At 39.6% G+C, this 23,500-nt stretch carries 21 protein-coding genes; 6 read left to right on the top strand and 15 right to left on the bottom strand.

Translation table 11 applies throughout. The features are described 5' to 3' along the window. The first annotated feature begins 99 nt into the window (after positions 1 to 99). The gene (ade, locus tag P4V41_RS16480) at positions 100 to 1,836 is read left to right on the top strand and encodes an adenine deaminase (protein WP_328086230.1); all 1,737 of its coding nucleotides are present in this window, start codon (positions 100 to 102) and stop codon (positions 1,834 to 1,836) included. Between the two features lie 3 nt (positions 1,837 to 1,839). Here ade and P4V41_RS16475 read toward each other — a convergent pair whose 3' ends face one another. The 5 genes from P4V41_RS16475 to P4V41_RS16455 form a co-directional block, all read right to left on the bottom strand. Then, complete coding sequence (locus P4V41_RS16475; protein ID WP_328086228.1) at positions 1,840 to 2,469, bottom strand: response regulator transcription factor; 630 nt, start codon at positions 2,467 to 2,469, stop codon at positions 1,840 to 1,842. Further along, positions 2,444 to 3,505, bottom strand: a complete 1,062-nt coding sequence (locus P4V41_RS16470) for a sensor histidine kinase (RefSeq protein ID WP_328086226.1) — start codon at positions 3,503 to 3,505, stop codon at positions 2,444 to 2,446. The genes P4V41_RS16475 and P4V41_RS16470 overlap by 26 nt, the downstream gene beginning before the upstream one ends. Next, the gene (liaF, locus tag P4V41_RS16465) at positions 3,502 to 4,233 is read right to left on the bottom strand and encodes a cell wall-active antibiotics response protein LiaF (RefSeq protein WP_328086225.1); all 732 of its coding nucleotides are present in this window, start codon (positions 4,231 to 4,233) and stop codon (positions 3,502 to 3,504) included. Before liaF ends, P4V41_RS16470 begins: the two co-directional genes overlap by 4 nt. A gap of 87 nt (positions 4,234 to 4,320) precedes the next feature. Further along, positions 4,321 to 4,965 carry a PspA/IM30 family protein gene (locus P4V41_RS16460; RefSeq protein WP_328086224.1) on the bottom strand — a complete coding sequence of 215 codons (645 nt, stop codon included), beginning with the start codon at positions 4,963 to 4,965 and terminating at the stop codon, positions 4,321 to 4,323. Between the two features lie 27 nt (positions 4,966 to 4,992). After that, positions 4,993 to 5,340, bottom strand: a complete 348-nt coding sequence (locus P4V41_RS16455) for a flagellar basal body rod protein (RefSeq protein ID WP_328086222.1) — start codon at positions 5,338 to 5,340, stop codon at positions 4,993 to 4,995. Between the two features lie 263 nt (positions 5,341 to 5,603). Here P4V41_RS16455 and P4V41_RS16450 point away from each other — a divergent pair, with 263 nt between their 5' ends. Beyond that, positions 5,604 to 6,281 carry a carbonate dehydratase gene (locus tag P4V41_RS16450; RefSeq protein ID WP_328086220.1) on the top strand — a complete coding sequence of 226 codons (678 nt, stop codon included), beginning with the start codon at positions 5,604 to 5,606 and terminating at the stop codon, positions 6,279 to 6,281. 147 nt (positions 6,282 to 6,428) lie between these two features. Here the strand turns inward: P4V41_RS16450 and P4V41_RS16445 are convergent, their stop codons facing one another. Continuing rightward, the gene (locus tag P4V41_RS16445) at positions 6,429 to 6,920 is read right to left on the bottom strand and encodes an NUDIX hydrolase (protein WP_328086218.1); all 492 of its coding nucleotides are present in this window, start codon (positions 6,918 to 6,920) and stop codon (positions 6,429 to 6,431) included. A gap of 117 nt (positions 6,921 to 7,037) precedes the next feature. Between P4V41_RS16445 and P4V41_RS16440 the strand changes: the two genes are divergently transcribed. Then, positions 7,038 to 7,514: a glutathione peroxidase gene (locus P4V41_RS16440; protein WP_328086217.1), complete on the top strand. Its 477-nt coding sequence runs from the start codon at positions 7,038 to 7,040 to the stop codon at positions 7,512 to 7,514. A 50-nt stretch (positions 7,515 to 7,564) separates the two neighbouring features. Here P4V41_RS16440 and P4V41_RS16435 read toward each other — a convergent pair whose 3' ends face one another. Further along, entirely contained in the window at positions 7,565 to 8,944 is a 1,380-nt protein-coding gene (locus P4V41_RS16435; RefSeq protein ID WP_328086215.1) for a YjiH family protein, read from the bottom strand. A gap of 139 nt (positions 8,945 to 9,083) precedes the next feature. Further along, positions 9,084 to 9,776, bottom strand: a complete 693-nt coding sequence (locus P4V41_RS16430) for a pseudouridine synthase (protein ID WP_328086213.1) — start codon at positions 9,774 to 9,776, stop codon at positions 9,084 to 9,086. Positions 9,777 to 10,026: 250 nt separating this feature from the next. Here P4V41_RS16430 and P4V41_RS16425 point away from each other — a divergent pair, with 250 nt between their 5' ends. Both P4V41_RS16425 and P4V41_RS16420 read left to right on the top strand, forming a co-directional pair. Beyond that, on the top strand, positions 10,027 to 11,178 hold the full coding sequence (locus P4V41_RS16425) for a GNAT family N-acetyltransferase (protein ID WP_328086211.1): 1,152 nt from the start codon (positions 10,027 to 10,029) through the stop codon (positions 11,176 to 11,178). A 430-nt stretch (positions 11,179 to 11,608) separates the two neighbouring features. After that, the gene (locus tag P4V41_RS16420; RefSeq protein ID WP_328086210.1) at positions 11,609 to 11,797 is read left to right on the top strand and encodes a DUF4025 domain-containing protein; all 189 of its coding nucleotides are present in this window, start codon (positions 11,609 to 11,611) and stop codon (positions 11,795 to 11,797) included. Positions 11,798 to 11,830: 33 nt separating this feature from the next. On the opposite strand, the gene P4V41_RS16415 is transcribed toward P4V41_RS16420, so the two are convergent. The 4 genes from P4V41_RS16415 to P4V41_RS16400 all read right to left on the bottom strand — a co-directional run bounded on the left by P4V41_RS16415 (position 11,831) and on the right by P4V41_RS16400 (position 16,806). Beyond that, on the bottom strand, positions 11,831 to 12,490 hold the full coding sequence (locus P4V41_RS16415) for a glycosyltransferase (RefSeq protein WP_328086207.1): 660 nt from the start codon (positions 12,488 to 12,490) through the stop codon (positions 11,831 to 11,833). Positions 12,491 to 12,601: 111 nt separating this feature from the next. Continuing rightward, entirely contained in the window at positions 12,602 to 14,641 is a 2,040-nt protein-coding gene (locus tag P4V41_RS16410) for a catalase (RefSeq protein WP_328086206.1), read from the bottom strand. A gap of 375 nt (positions 14,642 to 15,016) precedes the next feature. After that, on the bottom strand, positions 15,017 to 15,604 hold the full coding sequence (locus P4V41_RS16405) for a hypothetical protein (protein WP_328086205.1): 588 nt from the start codon (positions 15,602 to 15,604) through the stop codon (positions 15,017 to 15,019). 14 nt (positions 15,605 to 15,618) lie between these two features. Beyond that, positions 15,619 to 16,806 carry a ParM/StbA family protein gene (locus tag P4V41_RS16400; protein WP_328086203.1) on the bottom strand — a complete coding sequence of 396 codons (1,188 nt, stop codon included), beginning with the start codon at positions 16,804 to 16,806 and terminating at the stop codon, positions 15,619 to 15,621. A gap of 390 nt (positions 16,807 to 17,196) precedes the next feature. Between P4V41_RS16400 and P4V41_RS16395 the strand changes: the two genes are divergently transcribed. Then, entirely contained in the window at positions 17,197 to 18,762 is a 1,566-nt protein-coding gene (locus tag P4V41_RS16395) for a glycosyl hydrolase family 28-related protein (RefSeq protein ID WP_328086201.1), read from the top strand. Between the two features lie 17 nt (positions 18,763 to 18,779). On the opposite strand, the gene P4V41_RS16390 is transcribed toward P4V41_RS16395, so the two are convergent. The 3 genes from P4V41_RS16390 to rlmN all read right to left on the bottom strand — a co-directional run bounded on the left by P4V41_RS16390 (position 18,780) and on the right by rlmN (position 23,189). Beyond that, on the bottom strand, positions 18,780 to 19,325 hold the full coding sequence (locus P4V41_RS16390; RefSeq protein WP_328086199.1) for a GNAT family N-acetyltransferase: 546 nt from the start codon (positions 19,323 to 19,325) through the stop codon (positions 18,780 to 18,782). Positions 19,326 to 19,338: 13 nt separating this feature from the next. Continuing rightward, positions 19,339 to 21,291, bottom strand: a complete 1,953-nt coding sequence (locus P4V41_RS16385; RefSeq protein WP_328086198.1) for an endonuclease MutS2 — start codon at positions 21,289 to 21,291, stop codon at positions 19,339 to 19,341. Positions 21,292 to 22,109: 818 nt separating this feature from the next. Next, the gene (gene rlmN / locus P4V41_RS16380; RefSeq protein ID WP_328086197.1) at positions 22,110 to 23,189 is read right to left on the bottom strand and encodes a 23S rRNA (adenine(2503)-C(2))-methyltransferase RlmN; all 1,080 of its coding nucleotides are present in this window, start codon (positions 23,187 to 23,189) and stop codon (positions 22,110 to 22,112) included. Positions 23,190 to 23,500 lie beyond the last annotated feature (311 nt).

The following is a 23,500-nucleotide window of genomic DNA, read 5'->3' as shown; positions in this document are numbered from 1 at the left end:
CAAAAACGGTCACCTCCTTGGGACCGTTTTTTCTGTACATGGAATACATTGGATATTCGTATACTAGTTGGTAGATTTTTCTTAAAAGGAGATCACTTCATGAACATAGATAATCTAAAAAAACGAATTGATGTTAGTACAAAAAGAAGTCCAGCAGATGTAGTAATTAAGAACGGAAAAATTATCGATGTGTTTAATCTTGAAGTCATTGAAGGAGATGTAGCGATCGTTGATGGCTATTTTGCCGGAATTGGTGAATACGAAGGATATGAAACGATTGATGCCGAGGGTAAATTTATATCCCCAGCCTTCATCGACGGTCATGTGCACATCGAATCTTCTATGGTAACGCCAGCAGAATTCAGCAAAGTGCTGCTCGCACATGGCGTCACAACGGTCATAACGGATCCTCATGAGATTGGTAACGTATCAGGGACTGAAGGTATTTCTTTTATGTTAGATCAATCAGAAGGCCTTCCTCTGGACGTCAGAGTGATGCTCCCTTCATCTGTTCCCGCAACCCCTTTTGAAAATGCAGGAGCTGTCTTAAAAGCCCCTGATCTTAAGCCTTTTTACTCTCATCCACGTGTCCTCGGTTTAGCGGAAGTGATGGACTTTCCTGCCGTTTTTAAAGGAGATGAGGATATGCTTCAAAAAATTGTTTCTGCTGCGGATCAAAACGGGAAGATCGACGGACACGCAGCAGGGCTAGACGCTAATGACATCAACGTGTACCGCTCCTCACTGATCACGACGGACCATGAGTGTACGACAAAGGAAGAAGCACTGGATCGGATCTCCCGAGGGATGTATGTGCTAATACGCGAGGGATCTGTAGCTAAGAATTTAAGAGCTCTTATAAAAGCTGTAACACCGAAAAACGCTCGTCGATTTTTATTCTGTACAGACGATAAGCACTTGGACGATTTGGTAGCAGAAGGAAGTGTGGATCATAACGTAAGGCTCGCTATTCAAGGAGGTATGGATCCTCTACAAGCCATTCAACTCGCAACCCTGAACGCAGCTGAATGTTACGGTTTGAGGGAAAAAAGCGCAATCGCTCCAGGTTATCAAGCAGACTTTCTTTTGCTTGATGATTTGAATTCCATTGCCATATCTCATGTTTTTGTAGGGGGGAAATTGGTTGCTAAGGATGGCATTTTTGTTGGATCATCGCCTCAAAGTTCACAGCCTCCAGCCGCTTTAACACAGTCTGTTAACATGACAAAGATAGATTCAGAAAAGCTTTCTATTCCTATTATGGATATTAAGCCCATGCATGTGATTGAGATTATTCCGAACCAAATTTTCACAAAAAAGAAGATTGTAACAGCAACAGCAAAAGACGGAGAATTCACACCATGCATCACGAACGATTTATTAAAAATGGCTGTAATCGAACGTCACAATAAGACGGAAAACATTGGTCTAGGCGTAGTTACAGGTCTTCTTATCAAGAATGGCGCGATTGCTTCAACTGTTGCGCACGATTCACATAACTTGGTCGTTGCCGGAACAAATGATGAGGATATGCAAGTCGCGATAGAGGCTATACGCCAGATGCAAGGCGGCTATGTAATCGTAAAAAACGGTGCAGTTCTAGCATCTGTCCAACTCCCTATCTCAGGGTTGATGTCAGTTCGGCCATTTACAGAAGTCAATCAACAGATTATTCACTTGAAAGAAAAGTTAAAAGAGATTGGATTCAACGGAGATTTTGACCCGTTCCTAACCTTGTCCTTCTTAACTCTTCCTGTAATTCCAGAAATAAAGCTAACAGATCTCGGTCTATTTGATTTCAAAACCTTTCAGCATATCTCTGTACAGGCAGAGTAAGCGTTACACGAGCGAATGGTTGAAGGCATAGATAACAGCTTGCGTACGGTCTTGTACATCGAGCTTGCTCAATATGTTACTCACATGTACTTTGACTGTTTTTAAAGCGATGAACAGATCATCTGCAATCTCTTGATTCGTCTTCCCTTTCGTCATCAATAGAAGAATCTCCATCTCGCGCGCAGTCAGCTCTTCATGTGGCTCGCGCGTTTGCTTTTTACGCATCTTGCTCATCATCTTCCCTGTTACTTCAGGTTCAAGAACAGATTTCCCATGATACGTGTCGCGAACAGCTTGAGCGATATCACTCGCTTTTGACGTTTTTAACATATAGCTAGAAGCGCCCGCCTCGAGTGCTGGATAAACTTTCTCGTCATCAAGAAAACTTGTAACAACAATGATTTTCGCTTCTGGCCATACAGTTGTTATCTCTTTCGTTGCTTCAATTCCGTCCATCTCTTCCATAACTAGATCCATTAAGATAATATCCGGTTTCAGCGTTAGTGCTTTCTCTATGGCTACTTTTCCGTTCTCTGCTTCTGCCGTTACTTCTATATCAGGCTGCGCCGAAAGGTAAGCCGAAACCCCAATACGCACCATCTCATGATCATCCACTAATAAAACTTTGATCATTGCCGTCATCTCCCGCTTTTAAAATTGGTACTTTAACTTCAAGCCGTGTTCCTTCACCTGGTAAACTCACAATCTTCAGTATTCCTCCAATTTCTGCTGCCCGTTCATGCATGTTTTGCAGACCGTAGGAACCTGCTTTTTCTTGATCCATCTTAAAGCCAACACCATCATCTTCAATGCGAAGAATAATCAGATCATCTCTTTGGACAAGCAAGATCTGCGCTTTATTTGCCTGTGCATGTCTTAATATGTTAGACACCGATTCTTGAAGAATACGAAACAGGTGATCTTCGACTCCTTTAGCAAGTGGGATCGTTTCAATCTTCCATTTCAGTTCGATCGGCACTTTTTGCAGAAGCTCCTGTAAAAGCTCCTCCATTCCTTTCTGCAATGATTTCCCGTTTAATGCAGCAGGACGAAGGTGCAGAAGAAGTGCTCTCATCTCAAGCTGTGTCTGATGAATCGTTTCTTCAACAAGTTTTAACTGTTTAGTTTCACGTGAGTCTTCCTCTCTTCGCGTTTCATTTACAGCAGACATGATCATACTGGCAGCAAAAAGCTGCTGTGACACAGAATCATGCAGTTCCCTCGCTAAACGATTTCTTTCTTGGGAAATAATCTCTTGAATACGTTTCTCCTGATCTACCGCTTTTTCAGTAGCCATCTTTTGCGACTGGCGAATCTTTTCACCTAACTGCTTTTGAATGCCATCCATCCGCTTCGCTATCGTTCGTAACTCAAGACTATTGACTTCTTTCATGTCTACTTGCCTGCCGTCTTCAATCGATTTTAATGTACGATTGATGGAGTTTAGTTGTTTACGAGACGTGATACCCGAATTCAAACCAAAGAAAGCGCCCATGATGAACACTAAAAAAGGCAAGACGAAAGCAACAGGTATATCGAGCAAGTTTTTCTGTAATAAAAAATCCCAGTTATCAATTGGAAATATCGTATAAACGATTGAACCTAGCACGATTGCTACTGCAAATGCTGCCATGATACCGGAGAACATATGACGTAAAACAGTACTCATACCCGTTTCACCTCCAGACTTCCGGCAAACATACTTGTTACGATTTTGATTTTTTTATTAGCCTCTCCATACCCTTTCGTTCGGTAAAAAAGCGTCTGGTTGAACAGCTTAGATTCACTTCTGTCAAAAATTCTTGAATTCCCCATGATCATAGAATGGCTGACCGCCGCATCCATCTCATAAGGAACATAGATCGTAATATTTCCGATCGTTCCACGAATAAGAATAACCGATTCCCCATCAGGTAAAATCGTTTGGTTCAAATCGATAATCGTATCACCAGGACCACACTGGATGTTGATATCGTTCCATTCATACACATGCTCTGGCGTTTGTTGTGTGCCTAAAAGGATGTTTTTTAATAGCGTTTCTTTTCTGTATACATCATCTTGTGTCATAGTCGGAACCTGCTCGAACTGAGGCGTCACGAATACAGGATTTTGTTTGGATTGATAAAATTCATAAATCACATAGATAACGAATGCCACTAATAAGAGCTTAAAGGTGAACATGCTTAATACGTTCATGACGGCGATAAAAACACCAAGCCAGAACATGACCTTGCCGGAGCGCTTCGGCATTCGTTTTCGTCCAAAAAACAAGAGTGCAGCACTAAACAAAAGAGAAAACAAGATTCCTCCTCCGTTTAAGGTAGCTTCTAATAACACCAAAACAACCGCTAATAAAAGCCCCCAACTTATGAGATCACTTCTTTTCCGATTCAGCATCTGCACTCACTCACTTTCTGTCATAAACGAGGTAAAAGGCGCAGCAATTTGCGCCTTGTTTCTTATTTTATCGTATCACATACTGCCTTAAACGGTAGTATGTGATTCTTCCTTTTTCCAATCTTTTTCTAGTTTAGCTAGCTTCGCTTCCATCGAGCTTGCATGATATTCGGCATTAACTTTCTGTTCTAGACGGTCCATATAAGTTTCAATCTCATCAAAACGGAAAGCCGATTTTTTGATGGATTGTGATGGATCAATCACACGGTCCATCTTCTGGTGAGCACGAGCTACATTTTCACGACCCATCAATTCCATACGTTTGATCTGCATATCTTTGAGCTTATGTTTCATCTGCTCATACTTCTGCTCGAGCTCTACAAGATCTTTTTCTGCTTGCAGCGTAGATTCTTTTAAGTTAGCTGCTCGCACTGTATGCTGTTCTTTTTCTTGGAGTGCGAACTGATACAACTCTTGCTCGTTCGCTTGTTGAGCAATTTCAGCCTGATGAGCACGCTTAGCTGCTCTTGCCTCGGCTTCTTCCATCTCACGTACGAACTGATCTTTTAACAGCTGTTGACGCTCGACTAACTTACGAGCTTTATTGACTTCTAACTCACACTGTCTTAAATATTGATTCAGAAGAGATAAAGGATTCTTTTCCTCTTTTTGATCTAAAAGCTCATGTACATCTGCTGAGATTGAGTTTTTGATGCGTTCAAATAAATTCATAATGATTCGCTCCCTATTTACGTTTTTTTAGCTATTTTTAAGTTTTGCCCATTCTCTTTCAAAGTTTGTGAAAGGGTCATTATTGTCGTTCTCATCTACCGCCCCTGATTGATTCCATTTCTTATAAACCACATAGAGAACATAGATCGCGACAGCACCTAATATCGCAGGCAGGTTGCTAACGGATATACAAAGTCCTACTACCGATAGAGCTCCCCACCAAAATTTCTTTCCTCCACTTTGCGCAGCCATCGCCTTCTTAAATGCGTAATACATGACAGCCAGACCGATCCCAAGACCAACCATCGGGCCAAGATTTGCGATCAAAACGATTGCTGCAATTCCTCCAACTACAAGCAAGCCTAATTTTTTCATATTGGCTTCCTCCTTTCGTATCTTTAGCTTAACTCCCTCAGCATTTTCTCAAAACTGGCCGTAGCAGTATCTTTAGATAAGCCTCGAGGCGTAGAGGGGTCTGACCCCACACAAATACAAACACCCCACTTTGTACAAGTGGGGTAGACACAGTTTTATAACCAAACAATATCCCGTTGAATCAGCAGCGATTTTTTGAATTAGTTTCCACTTCTATCTTCTCTGCATACGCTGAGAAGATAAAATGTAAGGGGTGGGTAATTTTGAAACACAATGATTGCGGAGATGGCTTTCAGCCTTTTGTTAGCCCTAATCCTAAAACGACATTCAATCCTATACAGATTGCACCAACCATTGATCAAAGTTCATTTCTCAGTCCATTTACAAGCGTAATCGGTGATGTAAGAATTAAAGAAAACGTCTATGTCGCACCACTAGTAAGTATTCGCGCAGATGAAGGAACGCCATTTTATATCGGCTGTAATACTAACCTTCAAGATGGCGTCATTCTTCATGGATTAACGAATCAGTTCGTCAGAGTTGATGGCAGAAAGTATTCCATCTATATCGACAATGAAGTTTCTGTCGCGCATGGAGCTCTCGTTCACGGACCTTGTTTTATCGGAAAAAAAGTATTCGTAGGCTTTAAGGCGATTGTTTATAACGCAACAGTGGAGAAAGGAAGCTTTATTTCGTATAATGCGGTCGTTACAAATGGAGTGCGTATTCGAAAAAATCGATTTGTTCCACCTGGAGCTTATATCGATTCTCAGAAGAAAGCTGATGCTCTTCCACGTGTTCCAACTGACGTTAAAGAATTTGCACGCGGCGTACAGCTAGTCAATCAGGAGTTCCCTGCAGCTTACCATTTATTGTTTGGGGATTGTCGTTGTTCCTGCGGATTGGCTTATAACAACAGCAGTGAAGAAGAATCTGATTAACAGAATCAAAAAACTTCAACCCGTTCATCTACCCTGGATGAATCGAAAGTAATTTAGCGTAAAAAACAAGGTAAGTAGCGTAAAGTTAAACATTGACCGTTATCCTCGCTACTTACCTATTCTTCTTTTATTCCCTTATTTTTTAAGTTAAGAACTCATACCAACTTGAGACGATTGATCTACTAAGAAATAATCCGGCTCAAAAGTACCCTCTTTCAGCCGTTCCTTAACCACTTGAGGATACAACTCATACTCATTCAACCTTTCCAAAGGAACCCACTTAAATACAAGCCGATCTGCTTCTAACACGGTAAATTCTTCACCATCATGAAACGGCAACGAGTTTTCAGCAGTGATTTTAAAATATAGTCCAACCTCATGGATTTCTTTTTCTGCATATGTAAAAAAGTTTTCAACTGTCCATAAGAAACCATTAATGGTCACGTTCAAATCCAATTCTTCTTTCATCTCTCGCTTTAAGCTCGTCTTAGCATCTTCACCAAGTCTCACCCTTCCTCCAGGCAATGACCAATTTGTCTCCGTCTTTGCTCGGTGTATGAGTACCCGGCCATCTTTGATCATCACGGCTGCTACACGGTAATTGAAAACTTGATGTTCCACATGAAACACTGCATCCATTTCTATCTACCCCCTTTTGATTTTCTCCTTATTTTACCACTTCGAGCATTTTCAGTGAAAGCCGTTCCATTTACCGTTAAACTAATAAAAAATACGAAAAATAAGGAGCTTGAGAAAATGTCTGTATATGACTTTTCAGTTGAAACGATCAAAGGCGAGAAAACGGATCTAGACACTTACAAAGGTGATGTGCTCTTAATTGTAAATACAGCTAGTAAATGCGGATTTACCCCTCAGTACAAAGGTCTTCAATCGATTTACGAGAGCCATAAAGAACAAGGATTATCTGTACTTGGATTTCCATGTAATCAATTCGGTGCACAAGAACCTGGTTCGAGTGATGAAATTATGGAGTTCTGCGAATTGAACTATGGCGTTAACTTTCCGATGTTTGCAAAAGTAGACGTAAACGGTGATCAAGCGCATCCCCTTTTTAAATACTTAGCAGCTGAAGCACCTGGAATCTTAGGATCTAAAGCGATTAAATGGAACTTCACTAAGTTTTTAGTAGACAGAAACGGACAAGTTGTTAAGCGCTTCGCCCCAACGGACAAGCCTGAAACGATTGAAAAACATATACGAGAACTTCTATAACACAAAAAAATAGCTGCTTAGAGGAACGTTCCTCTAAGCAGCTTTTCTTTTTAAAACATAAGATGTGCCATTCCCACAACAATCGGAAGTGAGATGAAAGTACGTAAGAAGAAGATAATAACTAGTTCTTTAAAGTTAACAGGAATCTTAGAAGCTAAAAGCAACCCGCCGACTTCAGACATATAGATCAATTGAATCACTGACATTGCCGCGATTACGAAACGAGTCAATTCACTTTCAATACCTGCTCCGATGATAGAAGGAAGGAACATATCCGCAAATCCGATTACGATCGTCTGTGCTGCATCTGACGCATATGGAACTTGCAGCAACTCTAAAATCGGTACAAAAGGTGCTCCCAGGTACGTGAAGAAAGGTGTGAACTCTGCGACCATCAATGCAGATGTTCCGATTGCCATTACGATCGGCACAACGCCCATCCACATATCTAGCACGTTTTGAATTCCTTCTTTCACTAATGGTGCAGCTTTTTTATTTTGATCAGCGCGTTCAACCGCCTTTTTAAGTCCAAATCCAAATGGTGTCTGATCTTCAGGAATTACTTCATCAGCAACATTTTCTTTTGCTCCCTCATAATACGTATCAGGCTTTCTAGACAAAGGCGGGATGCGTGGAATAATGATCGCACACACGAGCCCTGCTAAAACGACCGTCAAATAATACGGGACGATCATATGAGCCAAATCTACTTGAGCAAGAACAACAATCGCGAATGTAATAGATACTACAGAAAATGTTGTACCGATTACAGCAGCCTCACGCTTCGTGTAATACCCCTCTTCATACTGCTTGTTTGTTAATAGAACACCAATTGTTCCATCACCTAGCCATGAAGCTAGGCAATCGATAGAAGAACGTCCTGGCAGTTTAAAAACAGGTCGCATCACTTTTACAAGTAACGCACCACAAAGCTCTAACAAGCCAAAGTTGAATAACAATGGTAAGAATAGCCCTGCAAACAAGAACACAGAAAACAATACAGGAATCAAATCAAAAAGCAGAAGCTGCCCTGTATTTTCAGACCATACTGCTTCCGGCCCAAGCTTGAACAGCGTCATCACAGCAAAAATCAATCCTACTAAACGAATCAATTGCCACACGATATTTACGTTGAATAATGTATTTAAAAACGGTTGATTTACGATTGCTTTAGGTTTAAACATGTAAGTTGCTAAAGATCCAATGACCGTAATCCCTATGATAGCCGTCATGATCTTTGGAATATGTGGACCTATTCCATCTTGCAACATCCCTGCTAAAATCGCTACAGGAATGGTGATTTCCCCATCATATGATATAGGAATCATAAATAAAAATATACCAACCAGCGATGGTACTATAAATTTAATTAATCGACTAAAACTTGTTTGTTTCATTTGATCATCAATCTGTTGTTTCGGTAAACCCATAATCTTGTGCCTCTCTTTCTACGATGTAAAGCGCTTTCATACACTTTCCATTACCAAGTATATGTTGATTCTACAATTTTCGCAATATTGTAAGAAATTCTAGTTTTTTATAAAATACTAGTGTTTCTTTCCTTTTTCACTAAATCTCTAAACCTTTTTTTAGGTCACTAACCTCGTCATCCCTTAAGTACCGCCACTCCCCGGCTTCTAGTGTATGAAGATGTATATTCATAATACGTATACGCTCTAACTTTTCTACTTCATATCCTAGCGTTTTACACATACGCCGAATCTGCCGGTTTAATCCTTGGGTAAGTGTGATTCGAAAAACATACTTGCTTACAAGCTCTGTTTTCGCAGGTTTTGTTAAAGCATTTAAGATGAAAACTCCCTGAGCCATTTTTTGAAGAAACAACTCCGTAACAGGTTGATCGACAGTCACTTCATATTCTTTCTCATGACCATAATCAGATTGTGATATCCGATTTGCCAACTCTCCATCATTCGTTAATAAAAGCAAACCTTGGGATGCTTTATCTAACCTACCAACAGCAAAAACACGCTCTGATACATTGATATACTCTAGAATATTTCCAGCTATTTCAGGATTTGATGTGGTCGTGACTCCAACTGGTTTGTTAAAGGCGAGGTAGATCGCTGACGCTTTTCGAGGTATCTCTTTACCGTCGATAAGAATGGTATCACTCTCATTTACAAAACTATCTTTGTTCGCAATCTCACCATTTATAGATATACGGCTACTCTTCAATAGCCGATCCGTCTCTCTTCTAGAGCAATAACCCGTTAAACTAATATATTTATGAATGCGCATGCTTGTCCTCACTTCAGCGTTGTGAATATGCACAACGATTTATAATTATAACTCCAAATGAATATAATTTCGATAGTTTTTATAAATATCCATTATTTTTCACTTCTATATACATACTAACATTTTTATTTCGCGGAATTTATTAATGCTTTAAGAGTTGAAAAACGAGTACCAGAAACTTTTTAATAGAAATCCTTTTCAACACTCTTCCCTAACTTGTACTATGAAATAGGAAAGGGAGGTCATCAAAATGGAACGTAGAGTATTGTCAGAAACAGAATTTGAAAAATCAATACAGCTTTCTCAATATGCTTTTCAGTACATCGTAAAGAAAGAGGATCTGCCAAAACGTTATGAGATGATGAAGAGACAAGAAATTTGGGGAGAATTTGAAAACGAAGAGCTCATTTCTAAACTTCACATCCACTCTCTGGAAATCTCTATTGAAAATCAACGTTTCCCGATGGGTGGTATAGCAGGTGTAGCTACATGGCCAGAACATCGCCGTAAAGGTTCTGTCACCCGCCTATTGCAACAAGCGCTTTTAAGGATGAAGGAGAACGGCCAAAGCATCAGCTTGCTGCATCCTTTCAATATTCAATTTTATCGTCGGTTCGGCTGGGAGCTTACTGCTTCATTGAACAAATATACTTTAAATAAGAGCGATCTCGTCCGATATGAAGATGTTTCTGGAACGATTTCCAGGTTAACGGAGGAAGACGGAAATGACTTACTGAATACGGTTTATGAAGGATGGTTCCGTACATACAATCATCTGCTAGTTCGTTCTGATTATTGGTGGAACAACCATGTGTTTACTGAAGGCTACAACCGTATCCTTTATAAAGATGAAAACGGCGTTCCAAAAGGATATTTATGCTGCAAGGTAGCAGATAAATTGCTTGATGTTCAAGAGTTTATCTATGTAAGCGATGATGCACGGCGTGCTCTCTGGAATTTTATCTGTCAGCACGATTCTATGGTGGATAAAGTAAAGATAGTAGCGCCTTCTAATGATCAGCTTCCATTTTTATTGAACAACCCAAGGATTCACCAAGAGCACTATCCATACTTCATGGCACGCATTGTAGATGTTGAAAGTTTTTTAAAGCAATATCCTTTCAAAAACATGGAAGGTAGACTTACTCTATCCATTACCGATGAAAAAGCTGAATGGAACAACGGTACGTTCACTATTGACGAAAATGGTGTTACAAGGGATTCAAAAACGGAAGCAGAAGCATTAGCTATGGATGTACAAACGCTAGCAGCAGCTCTCTTAGGTTCACAAAAGTCCCAGTTTTTATATTCATGCGGCAAAATTAAAGGAAACCAAGAAGACGTTGAACGATTTAAAAAAATCATTACAAACAAGCCCGCAGCTTTTCTGGATTTCTTTTAAAAGAGCTCTTTTCTAAAAGTTATTTGCTTTAGGATGTTTCTTTTTCTTCCCATGCAAGTTGATTGGAGCGGAAGGTTGCTGACTCCTACGGGACGAGCGGGCAGGTGGAGACTCCTAATGGCGCAAAGCGGCAGTCCGAAAAGTGGAAGTGACTCGTTTAGCCCCGACAAGCAAAAGGTAAATTGGCTAGGAAGGCGCACTTTGCCTTCTTGACCGTTTAACTTTTGACCTCGAGGGGCTAGTCACTGCAACTAGACAGGAGGCTCACCGTTCGCCCCGTGGAAAGCATGCAACCTGGAGCGTAAATCAACTACTTTCTTACAAGCCTCATCCACCATCGGATAAGGCTTATTTTAATTCAGCATGTTTCAGGGAAAACTGAAAGGGAAAAGGATAGTAGTCCCTTTTTTAAAATAGGAGGTATTCAATCATGAGCGACAAAACAGATAAACAGAAACAGTCAGAGGACATCGCAGAGAATAATCTTGAACTTGATAAGAAAAACAAATCAAAAACAGATAAGGAACTAGAAACCGTTCACGAGCAGGTCAACGATACATTTAACGAAGGTACGATTGATCAAAGAGAAACGAACAAAAAGGAAAAAAAGGATAAATAGCGAAAAAGCCTCTCAATCCCGAGAGGCTTTTTCTTATGACGTTCTAAATGAGTCTGGAAACTGCTTCATGATGCCATTCGTTATTTCATCGGCAAACATCACCATATGATTCTTGTTCTTATCAAAAATTACAATCTCACCCGTATAATCTTTTTTAAGCCTTGCTGTAGCTTCGTCTGTTACATATTTCAAATGTGTGTAAAGCATCTCTTTTACTTGTTGTTCTGACCAGTTCGGATTTGCTTTACTCATGAATGTAGCGATATCATCAGCGTTACGATACCAATCTTTATTTATTTTAGCTGCATTCGCCGTATCGCCTTTTTTCACTGCATCTACCAACTGCCCAGCGATGACAATATGCTCTGTTAATAATTTCCCGAGTTCGTTCCCGGCTTTATCTCCGTAATAGGGCTTGATGGAGTTACCGATATCGGTTTGATTCTGCAACAGTCGTTGCAATACAGCGTCTTGATCCTTAGCTCCTTCAGTAGCACTTACAATGTAGGATCTCGTCCAATAAACATGGTCTTTCCACAGCCTTCTTTGCAAAGAATACAAATCAATTGCGTTCTGGCTAAAACACGGTTCTTGCACTCTTTGTTTTGATTTGGCTTCTGCTGTTAATGGTGTTGTTAAAATAGGAAACGTTATTGCAAGCACCATAATCATACTTAGCATTTTTTTATACATATGAACTCTCCTTCATTTTCGTTTCATATGTAGTTTGTATCGTTATCAACAATTCATTCCTAAGACACAAAAAAAGAACAGTGAACACTTAAGCTCACCGTTCTTTCATCCTTATACTTTGCGATTCCAATGACGGTGAACGGTAATAGCTTCCGTAAAGCTCTGTACGAAATCATCTACTCCATCTCCGCTGACAACACCAGGCTGTCCAGTTAGTTCTGCTTCATTTAGCCATTGCAGACCTTCATGAGTACCACCAATCGGCTTAAAATGCGTAAACGCTTCATTCGCGATGTGCAAAGTATTCTTCTTAAACGTAGCATCATCACTTCCACCTACTACGTAGATCGCATCAAAGATAACGGAAGTCGCCGTTAAGAACGTATGCATGACCTCTAGCTCAGACCCATCATCCGCCGTTCGTTTTCCTAACTTATCACTGATACATTCACCTTGAATACCACTGCTCTTTAACGATTGCAGAATCTCTGCCACTTCACCACTTACAGTTGACCCAACGATTACCCCTACTTTTCTTGTTTTCGGGCTTTTAACCGTATTCAGCTGGCTTAAAGCTGGTGAAGACTTCGTAACGGAAGGTTCTTCACCTTTAGGAGGTACTGCATCAATCGCTTCCGCAAAAGTAGTCGCAAGCTCCAAGCTCACATTTCCAAACATATCTACGACTTGCTGTTGTACGGATTTACTTTTCACTTTACCGAGTTCAAAGCTGAAAGCATTCTTTAGATGCTGTTTTTCTGGCTCGCTCATACTGTTCCAGAAAAGAGTGGCTTGTGAATAGTGGTCTTTAAAACTCTCGCTTCTGCTTCTAATTTTTCTTCCGTCCACTTTTTCTTGATAATGAACATATCCGCCTTCTGCTTCAGGAGTAGGTGACGGCGTATTCGCTGCAAGTGAATTCTTGTGATAGCTCACTTGCCCTCTATTGATCGTATGTCGTGAAATTCCGTCACGCTGATTGTTATGAAACGGACAAACAGGTCGATTGATCGGAAGCTCGTGGAAGTTTGGTCCTCCAAGACGAGACAGTTGTGTGTCTGTATAAGAGAATAAGCGCCCTTGTAAAAGTGGATCATTTGAAAAATCGATTCCCGGAACAACATGACCAGGATGAAAAGCAACTTGCTCTGTTTCGGCAAAAACGTTGTCCACGTTACGGTTCAACGTCATCTTGCCGACAAGTTTTACCGGAACATCTTCTTCTGGCCACAATTTCGTCGGATCTAAGATATCAAAATCAAAGTTAAATTCATCTTCTTCCGCAATAATCTGAAGTCCTAGTTCATATTCTGGATAATCCCCATTTTCGATCGATTCCCAAAGATCTCTGCGGTGAAAATCAGGATCTTTCCCAGAAATTTTTTGCGCCTCATCCCAAACGAGAGAATGCGTTCCTAACACAGGCTTCCAGTGGAACTTCACAAAATGCGCTTTTCCTTCGTCGTTCACAAGTCTGAACGTATGAACGCCGAACCCTTCCATCATACGAAAGCTTCGTGGAATCGCTCGATCTGACATCGCCCACATCACCATGTGCGCCGACTCTTGGTTGTTGGCTACAAAGTCCCAAAACGTATCATGCGCGCTTGCTGCTTGCGGCATCTCGTTATGAGGTTCAGGTTTTAACGCATGAACCAAATCAGGAAACTTGATCGCATCCTGGATGAAGAAAACCGGAATATTATTTCCAACAAGATCGTAGTTTCCTTCTTCCGTATAAAATTTTGTTGCAAAACCGCGCGCGTCACGCACCGTTTCAGCAGATCCACGTGAACCAGCTACGGTCGAAAAACGGACGAACGTTGGAGTTTTTTTAGAGGTGTCATTTAAGAAATTTGCTTTTGTGAATTCTCCTAAAGACTCATATAATTCAAACTCACCATGAGCCGCGAAACCACGAGCATGTACGATACGCTCTGGAATTCGTTCATGATCAAAGTGAGTCATTTTTTCCCGAAAATGAAAATCTTCCATAAGTGTAGGACCACGTTCTCCCGCTTTAAGCGAGAATTCGTCTTCAGCAACTTTTAACCCTTGATTGGTCGTTAACTTTTTGCCTTTGTCATCTGCACGATACTGTTCCAGCTGCTCGTTCTTGCTATTTCCGTTCACCTTGTTCTGATCGTTCATTTAACTTATCCTCTCTTTATGTATTTTCACATCACAAAGAGACCTTTCCCTACCTGTGTTGGAAGCAAACTGATTTTTTTATAAAAATTCTACTCCTTCAAAGGGAAAATAGTTGCTGTATCGTGTACCGAAACTGATCGTTGCAAATACCTATTTGGGTATTATAGTATTTCAATCCAGAAGTTTAGGGACGGAATGCAGAAATTTCGGCTGTTTATCCACGAGATTAGTCGCTCAATCCAAAAGTTTTAGTCGTTTATCCGCAAGTTTACAATCCTCGACAAATTACGCCTACCTATTTCTCTCACATACCCCTTACCATGAAAGCTCACTATCATAAAAAAACGCAGCTGATGTTTCAGCTGCGCTTTCTAGTTACTTATTCATATGTGCAAGGAAATCCCCAAGCAAATCTTCCATTTCCTGCTCAGGACTTTGTGTTTCTTCTTTTTCTTCAGGCTCATCTCGCTTAGCACTGTTCCAATCGAATTGACTAAGATCATCATCGTCAAAGTCATCGGTTGAGTGTTCGGTTTCAGCTGGATCTTCATACTGATCCAACGAATCCTCATGGCGCGCTACATCTTCCTGCAGATATAGAGCCTGATCAATATCGGTTGCGTTGCTGTTTAAAGCCGCCAGTAACGATGCTGTTCTTACAGGATTGGATATGAGCTGATACAAAATATTGCCTAACAAGGCTTCTGAATGTTCATGCTTCAACCAATCGCGCTGCATCTTACTTAGATTTTTCGGCAATGGTACCGTAATCGTCTCTCGATCTCTTTGTATGTCTTGTCCAACACCTTGAAGAACATACTCTGAGATCTTGCTCGAAAAATTGCGTCTCTCCGTCTCTTTCAGCTTTTGAAGCTGCTTGATGACGTGATCTGGGGTGTCAGAGGGGATACGAAAAGCAATCGTTTTACCTCTTGTAATCTCATTGGATGCTTTTTTGTCCATTTCATCACCCTTGTTTAAGCTTTAACGGCTTTTTTGTCTTTATCCTCGCTCTTTTTCTCTTTTGGCGCAGTTCTTCTTAAGTGATCAGAGATCAGCTTATAATAAGCGTTTGCCATCATCCAGATGCTTTCTTTCTCATCTTCAAAAAAGTCGATATTGTAGCCATCTAGGTTATTGTTTAACGTCTTAATATAATCTTTAAGTACCGCAGATCCTCCACCTACAAAATAGCAGATTTCAGTTTGCGAATTTTTTTGCCATACGTTGCGAAGAAGACGATATTGCTTTTTCGCCAAGTCTACTAAAATGCGATCCGTAATGTCATGAACACTCGTACGGCTTCCGCGTACCATGATGTGGTTACGGTTCGTCTTTTTCGTAATGATATCTACTACATCACGTCGGCTGTCTAATTCCACGCCATGCTTAGAACGAATTTCTTCTCTAATTTGTTCGAGCGCTTCAGAAACACCAAGGTTAAAGCCTTGAGCTTTATCATCATCAACATTTCTATTTTTAATAACTGCGATATCTGTAGATAGACCTCCAATATCTTGAATAAGGATTGGTTTGTCGATCAGATCTTTATTCGTAATATTTAAATCGTTATCCATAACAAGGTTAATAAAAGCAGCAAAACCTTCTGGATACACTTTTACTTCTTCAAACTTTAAGTTAACTTTAATTCCTTGGTATTTAGGCGTTACTAAGAATTCTACTTGGTGAACAGATCCTAATAGTTTTGAACGATATCCAGCATCCTTACCTTCTTTTACTTCGCGTAGAGGAAGACCTGTCCCTAAAATATAGCTAGTATCGATCACATTATTGTTTTTTGTAAATGTTTTTGCATTATCTTCATTTACTGCATCAAGAGCTAATGCCGCGAAAAGCATGATCAATGTTTGATCTTCTTCTGATTTACTGCTTCCTGGATCTAGTTCAGTAGAGTTATCGCTCTTAGCAGCAAGCTGACCAACACGATAAATCACATTGTTTTCTTTAAGGGCAGGGGAGTGAACTCTAATATGTATGCCTTCTAAAGGATCTTTGCTGTCTAACTCCTCAATCCCGATTACAGGACGATCCTCAATATCTCTAGCAATTACGTTAGGGATGTTTAATTCATGTTCTAATGTACCGAAAATTCCTTTTAGTGAATCGTTACCTACATCAACTGCAGCAACTCTAGAATTACTCATGGGCGTACATCCTTTCTTTTTCAAATCATTATTTTGTTTCTATATAAATAGATTAGAGGGTTATTTAAAATTAAACAATGCCTATTTTTCTTTTTAATACATTTGTAAACACGCAAACATTTTCTGTAAACTTGTAAACATTGTTGCAAACAACATGCTTATAATTCCACAAACCCATACACACCAACATGTAAACGCATTTGTAAACTTGCAAACAAATAAGCAAACAAATGTAAACATATTTGTAAACTTGCAAACGTTTTTGTTTGCATCCAAAAAATAGGTTGCGCATCACCACTCCCCCACTCCTGTTTCAATCTGATTAAATCATTTATAATAGGGAAAATTATAAAATACTATTTAACAAAATGAGCTGAGGTGATCGTTTTAATGATTTCACTTGATAAACATCATGATCCACTCACAAACAAAAAATTGATAGGACAGCTAAGGAAAAAACACGCTGTAACAGATTCAGAAAATCTACTAACTTCTGAAAATCTCTTCAGAGAATCATTAAAAAAAGGTCGTCAACGAAAAGGCACTCTTTTTGAATGGTTAAAATATGCAACAAAAAGTATAGGCATTAAAAGAGTACGCTATTATGAAGTTCTTACAACAGATTGGGAAAAAGACGAACAAAATAATATTTTTCCTAGATGGATATCAAAGTTAAATGAACAGTACGAGATGCTGTACCGTTATATAAAAGAGGAAGCAAACGTTTTAGACTACGGAGCTGTAGGAGACGGAGTAACAGATAACACGGAGGCTTTTAGAAAGGCTATTGGTAAAGGTAGGGTAATCGTACGTGTTCCAGAAGGAAAATTCGTAACAAAAGGCATTAAATTGCCTTCGTGGACGATCCTTTTAGGGGAAGGAAAAGGTAAAACGACCCTACAACTACATGAAGATAGCCCTAAAGCAGAATGGCTGGTTACGAATAAAAACCATTTTACAGGCAATCGAAATATAGCTGTAAAAGGAATGACTCTAGATTGGAACGTCGAACGGCTAAAAGGAGAGGAAAAAACAAGTGCAGGAAACAATCGATCGAGCTGTTTAACCTTCGCTAACGTCACTTATGGCTGGATGTTTGACCTAGAAGCCGTAAATTCAGGGCTGCACGGGTTTGATGTGTCCTCTTCTCTGTATACTTATCTTGGGGATGGTACTCGTTCAAGAGGAGGAAGTAAATATATCTGGTTAGATAACCTCAATGGACATGGATTTGGGGATGATGGCATTACAACACACCATAGTGAATATATTTTTATTTCTAATTCTCATATGAGCGATCCTAGCGGCAGGTCTCATAAGAAAGGGTATTCGAACTCCAACGGAATTGAAATTGATGATGGTTCACATAATGTTTGGCTTTTGAACAACTCCACAGCGCGATGTTTTGGAGGCGTTGAAGTTAAAGCACACCATAATGCATCAGCAGCAACGAATGTACACATTTATGGTCATTTATCGGTTAATGATAACCGGTCCTACAATTTTCGACATATTGGCCATCATAAGGATATAGATCCTGAGTCGAAAACAGCACATCATATCTCTGCAACTAATCTCTTAAGCGTCGCGCCTATTTATACAGAGCTATATAAAGATTCGACACCTCGTAGCCTTGTGGTATCAGGATATAACCATGTTGTTATCAACGGTTTAACTGTACTAGGTGATCGCACATACAACTATGAAGGACAACCGGTAATAGCCATTCAGTATCGTGCGCGAAATGTAATCTTGAACGATATTATCATAAAAGATTTTACAACCTCTGGAGCTGCAGTAAAAGTATATGGAGGACCTCATCGTGCCAGTGATGTAACACTTAAAGGCATCCGTTGCGATCATAATTTTACAAAAGCGATAGATATTGCTTCAGATATCGAGGACGCTGTTGCGGATGAGATTGTTATTGAAAAAGAGACATCTAACACTACGTAGATGTCTCTTTCCCTTTGTTATAGCGTTTTTTCGAGTTGAATGTCTAAAGGTTCTCTCTTAAATATATTTTCATTCACTTCTTCGGCTGGTACTGGTAAACACCCTACAGTACGATAAAAATTTTGTGATTCAATAGACGGATGCGCTGCAATATACAGCTTCTTTCCTTCTAACCTCTTCGCTTCATAGCAGCATACAGCAAAAAGTTTTTTTCCAATGCCCATTCCTCTTGCATCATTTGAGACATGAAGGTAGGGTAGCTCTAAATATTGCTCATCAGAACCAAAGCGTTCACTTTCTAAATTCCCAAACCCAACTAACTGCTTCTGTTTCCATGCTGCCACAACTACTCCACCACCACATACACAACGTCTTAACTCTTGAATGATCTGTACCTTCCTCTCAGTCGACCAGTCATCAATAAAATAATCGTCCTTTATTTTGTAAGCACCATCTTCAACGTACCATACCTGTTTTGTTTCTTGATAACGGTTAAATTCCAGTAAGAAATCATCCGTTAATTGGGTAGCGCTCACTATTTTACACGTAACAAGCTTCTCCATTTAACTCCCTCACTTACACATCATCTCTTTCAATAGAAAGACCATCAACATGGCGTTTTTTCATAGAATTCATCTTTTTCCTATTTTCTTTCGACTCAAATACAATATCCATATCATAATTCTCTGGATAAAGCATTTTACTCTCAATATGAAGTTTAAGGCGCTTCTTATGAAAGGTATGCTTTGTTTCTCCGACTAAAACGCCAATTTCTCCATGATCATTCTCTAGCTTGTAAACAATTCCTGCAGCTTTCAGACTTGAAACAAATACACGATCACCAATATGAAAAACATCACCTATTTTCTCTACCATCTTGGGTGGATTTTCTTGTTGTTTTTTCACTTTCGACTTCGCTTTCTCTCTTAAACGCTCTAATTCTCCACATTCCGTTGTGGAAAACATAGTCTTTCTATCTTTGTCCACATGTGGATAACTTTCTTTTTGAGTCACCTGTTTTGCACGGTGGATAATTTCATTGTCCATCCCCAATTTCAGAGCGATAGAGAACGCTTGGCTTTTACCCGCTTTACCAATGATTAAAGAATACGTAGGTTGAAGTGTTTCAAGGTTAAAATCCATCGATCCGTTTTCAAATCCCGGGGTAAAGGAAGCAAATTCTTTTATTTCACTATAATGAGTCGTTGCTAAAATCATACTTCCCTTGCTAAACAGTCTTTCAAGAATAGCGACTGCAAGCCCCATTCCTTCAGAAGGATCAGTTCCCGCACCAAGTTCGTCTAAAATGACCAAATCCTGTGGTCCTGCATCGTTCAGAATGGAGATGATCGTTGTCATATGGGAAGAAAACGTACTTAAGGATTGTTCGATGCTTTGCCCGTCTCCGATATCAACAAAGACTTCTCTAAACACCGCAAATTCACTGCCTTCATCGACTGGTACATGCAGCCCTGTTTGAACCATTAGGGTTAATAAACCTACTGTTTTGATAGCTACCGTTTTTCCTCCTGTATTAGGTCCCGTGATGATGAGTGACTGATAGTTTATGCCAAGATTAAAATGCAGTGGAACACATTTTTCACCGATCAGAGGATGTTTACCGTTTACAATGTTTATTTTGTTTTCTTGATTTAACACTACAGATTTCGCATCTAGCACTCTGCTATATTTTGCTTTTGCAAAGATAAAATCGTAATGAATCATCGCCTCGATCGTAATGTGCAATTCTCTTTCATAACTCGCAACCATTCCTGTAAGCACCCCTAGAATCATAGAGATCTCGATCTCCTCTTCTTCTCTAAGCATACTGATTTCGGTCTGAAGTTTTCGAATATCGTGAGGTTCTATAAATACTGTTGCCCCACTTGAAGAACTATCCAGTACTTGACCGTCAATGTTTCGCTTGTATTTACTCTTAACCGGAATCACATAACGACCATCTCTCATGGAAACGATCTGATCTTGCAGCATATCACGGTAAACAGAGGACTTCATCATGTTATCAAGCTTTGATTTAATTCTTTCTTCGACAACGGTAATCTTTTTTCTTACTTTCAACAAAGCTTTGCTTGCATGGTCATCGACTCTTCCGTTACGAATACATCGATAGATCTCCTCTTTTAAATCACTTAGGTCAAACATAGAGTACGCATAAGATGATACGCTGGGTCCCACAGAAGTTTTGTCTCTCATGAATCGCTGCATTCGGCTCACGTTTTCAAGCAAGCCATAAATCAATGTGAGTTGATCTGGAGAAAGATTTAACCCTTTCTTTGGTATCTCTAGAACCTGTTCAAGTCCGTTTAAATTTGCGATAGGAACACTAGCGCTCTTCTCAAGAATGCGTTTTGCCTCTGTCGTATCTAGCATCCATGATTTAATGATATTTAGGTTTGAAGATGGTTGAAGCTTTTCAATTTGTTCTTTTGTAGCTCTATTTATTGCAAAAGACGCAAGTTGTTCTTTAATTTTGTTATATTCGAGCATGTTCAATGTTTGTGTATTCAATGGATCTACCTCCAGAAATTTTTAATAGCAAAAACAAGTTACTTAAAGATCGTTGTTTTATCCCCTCCTCTTAACAGAGGCCAAGAACGTGCCAATAAAAAAAGACAGAAATGAACATGTCATTTCTGCCTCATAGATAGACTTCACCCTAAAAATGCATAAAAAAATCGGCTCATAAGAAGAGTCCGCAGCATCAAGGGATTGAGTATGATGGCTTGTATCTGACCGCTGTTCTTAACTATTGGTGGCAAACAAAAGACATAACAAATAAACCGGACAAGCCGTTTCATTTTTCTTTTGTAGACCGATATCCAAATTGTTTTAGTTAAGAACGACAACGCTCACAAACACACCATCCCTTCCATTGAATTACCATTATCATATGTAATGGTTTTACAGTTGTCAACTTAATAAAAGAGACCGGTTGAAAAAACCGGTCTCATTGCATTAGGCTGTTTTCGTAATCATTGTTGCTTTTGAAAGTGTATAATTGGACAGATTATTGGCTGAAATGGACAGATTATGGTGCAGATTGGACAGATTATGTGGCCAATCGGACAGATTAATCTTCGAATCAGACAGATTACCGTCGCCATCAACAAAACTACTTCTATATAGGGACAGTTTTAATGCGTAGACAGGCCTATGGGTAGCGCGCAAACACCTCAAAGTGTACTTACTATCGACTTTTTAGAAAATACTGTCCACTCCTGATGAAATACTGTCCACTTTTACACATTTACTGTCTACTTCGCCATTTTTACTGTCCACTTCCATTCACCACGCACTTTAAGGAGTAAACAGCCTTCCATTAAGACTTACGACGTAATCGATCGATCTTTATCCTTCTTGATCTGTTTACTTCTTAACTGACCGCAAGCCGCATCGATATCTGTTCCGTGCTCTTGACGAATCTTACAGTTGATCCCGTTTTTCTTGAGTGTGTCATAAAAAGCTAAAACGGATTCTTGGTCACTTCGCTGATACTGGCTGTGTTCATCAACTGGATTATAAGGGATCAAATTGATATATGTTTTTTTCTTTTTATCTTGGAAAAGAGCAGCAAGTTCTACCGCTTCTTCTACATGATCATTTACATCTTTTAATAGAATATATTCAATCGTAATCCTGCGATTTGTTTTCTCGATATAATAGTTGATCGCATCCATCAGCTTTTCAACAGGGAAAGCTCGGTTGATCTTCATGATTTTTGTACGCAGTTCATTATTAGGTGCATGAAGGGATAGTGCGAGATTCACTGGAATGTTCACATCTGCAAACTCGTACATTTTATTTACGATTCCGCTCGTAGAAACAGTAATATGTCTTGATCCAATCGCTAAACCTTTTTGATCGATCATGATCTTAAGAAAATCAATCATATTCTGGAAGTTATCGAAAGGCTCACCGATCCCCATTACAACGATATGACTTACCTTTTCTCCATCGCCTGCAGCATCTAAATGATGCTGAACGTTCATGATCTGTTCAACGATTTCTCCACTAGAAAGATCTCGTGTTTTTGTTAACAAACCGCTCGCGCAGAAACTGCAGCCGATGTTGCAGCCCACTTGTGTAGTTACACAAACGGATAAACCGTATTTATGTCTCATCAGTACTGTTTCGATCAGGTTACCATCATTCAATTTGAAAAGAAATTTCACCGTTCCATCTGAAGCTTCCTGCTTAACGTGCTCCTGAAGAGTTTGAATCGTAAAGTTTTCGGATAATAATTTCATACAATCATCTTTGATGTCGATCATTTCCGAAAAAGTGGTTACTCGCTCTCTATATAGATAGTTCCATACTTGTGAAGCACGATACGGTTTATATCCATGCTGCCCGAGCCATTCAGTTAGTTGTTCTATCGTTAATCCATATATGGAATTTTTGTTCATGTAAAAAGACCTCTTTTCACTACCTGTAAACTTATTCTTCTATAGTACTAAAAATTTCACTATGTACACAATGCTTGAACCTCTTTCCCAGCACCTTACAATTTTTTTATTTTTTTGTGCATACTACGTAAGTAAATTGCCGCACTACTTTTATACACTTTTTATACCCTATTTTTGCATAGTTATAAGCCATTTAGCCCATATAGGGTGTAATTTCCATTTACGTATGCATAAGAACCTGTAATAATAGATAAGCCGAAAACTTTTGACAATAATAAATATTTCAAAGTATTATATTTAATGTAATAGAG

This window comes from Fictibacillus nanhaiensis, from assembly GCF_036213205.1.
Taxonomy (GTDB): domain Bacteria; phylum Bacillota; class Bacilli; order Bacillales; family Fictibacillaceae; genus Fictibacillus; species Fictibacillus nanhaiensis_E.
Note: the sequence above shows the minus strand (reverse complement) of the source record. Positions and strands in the feature narration are given on the sequence as shown.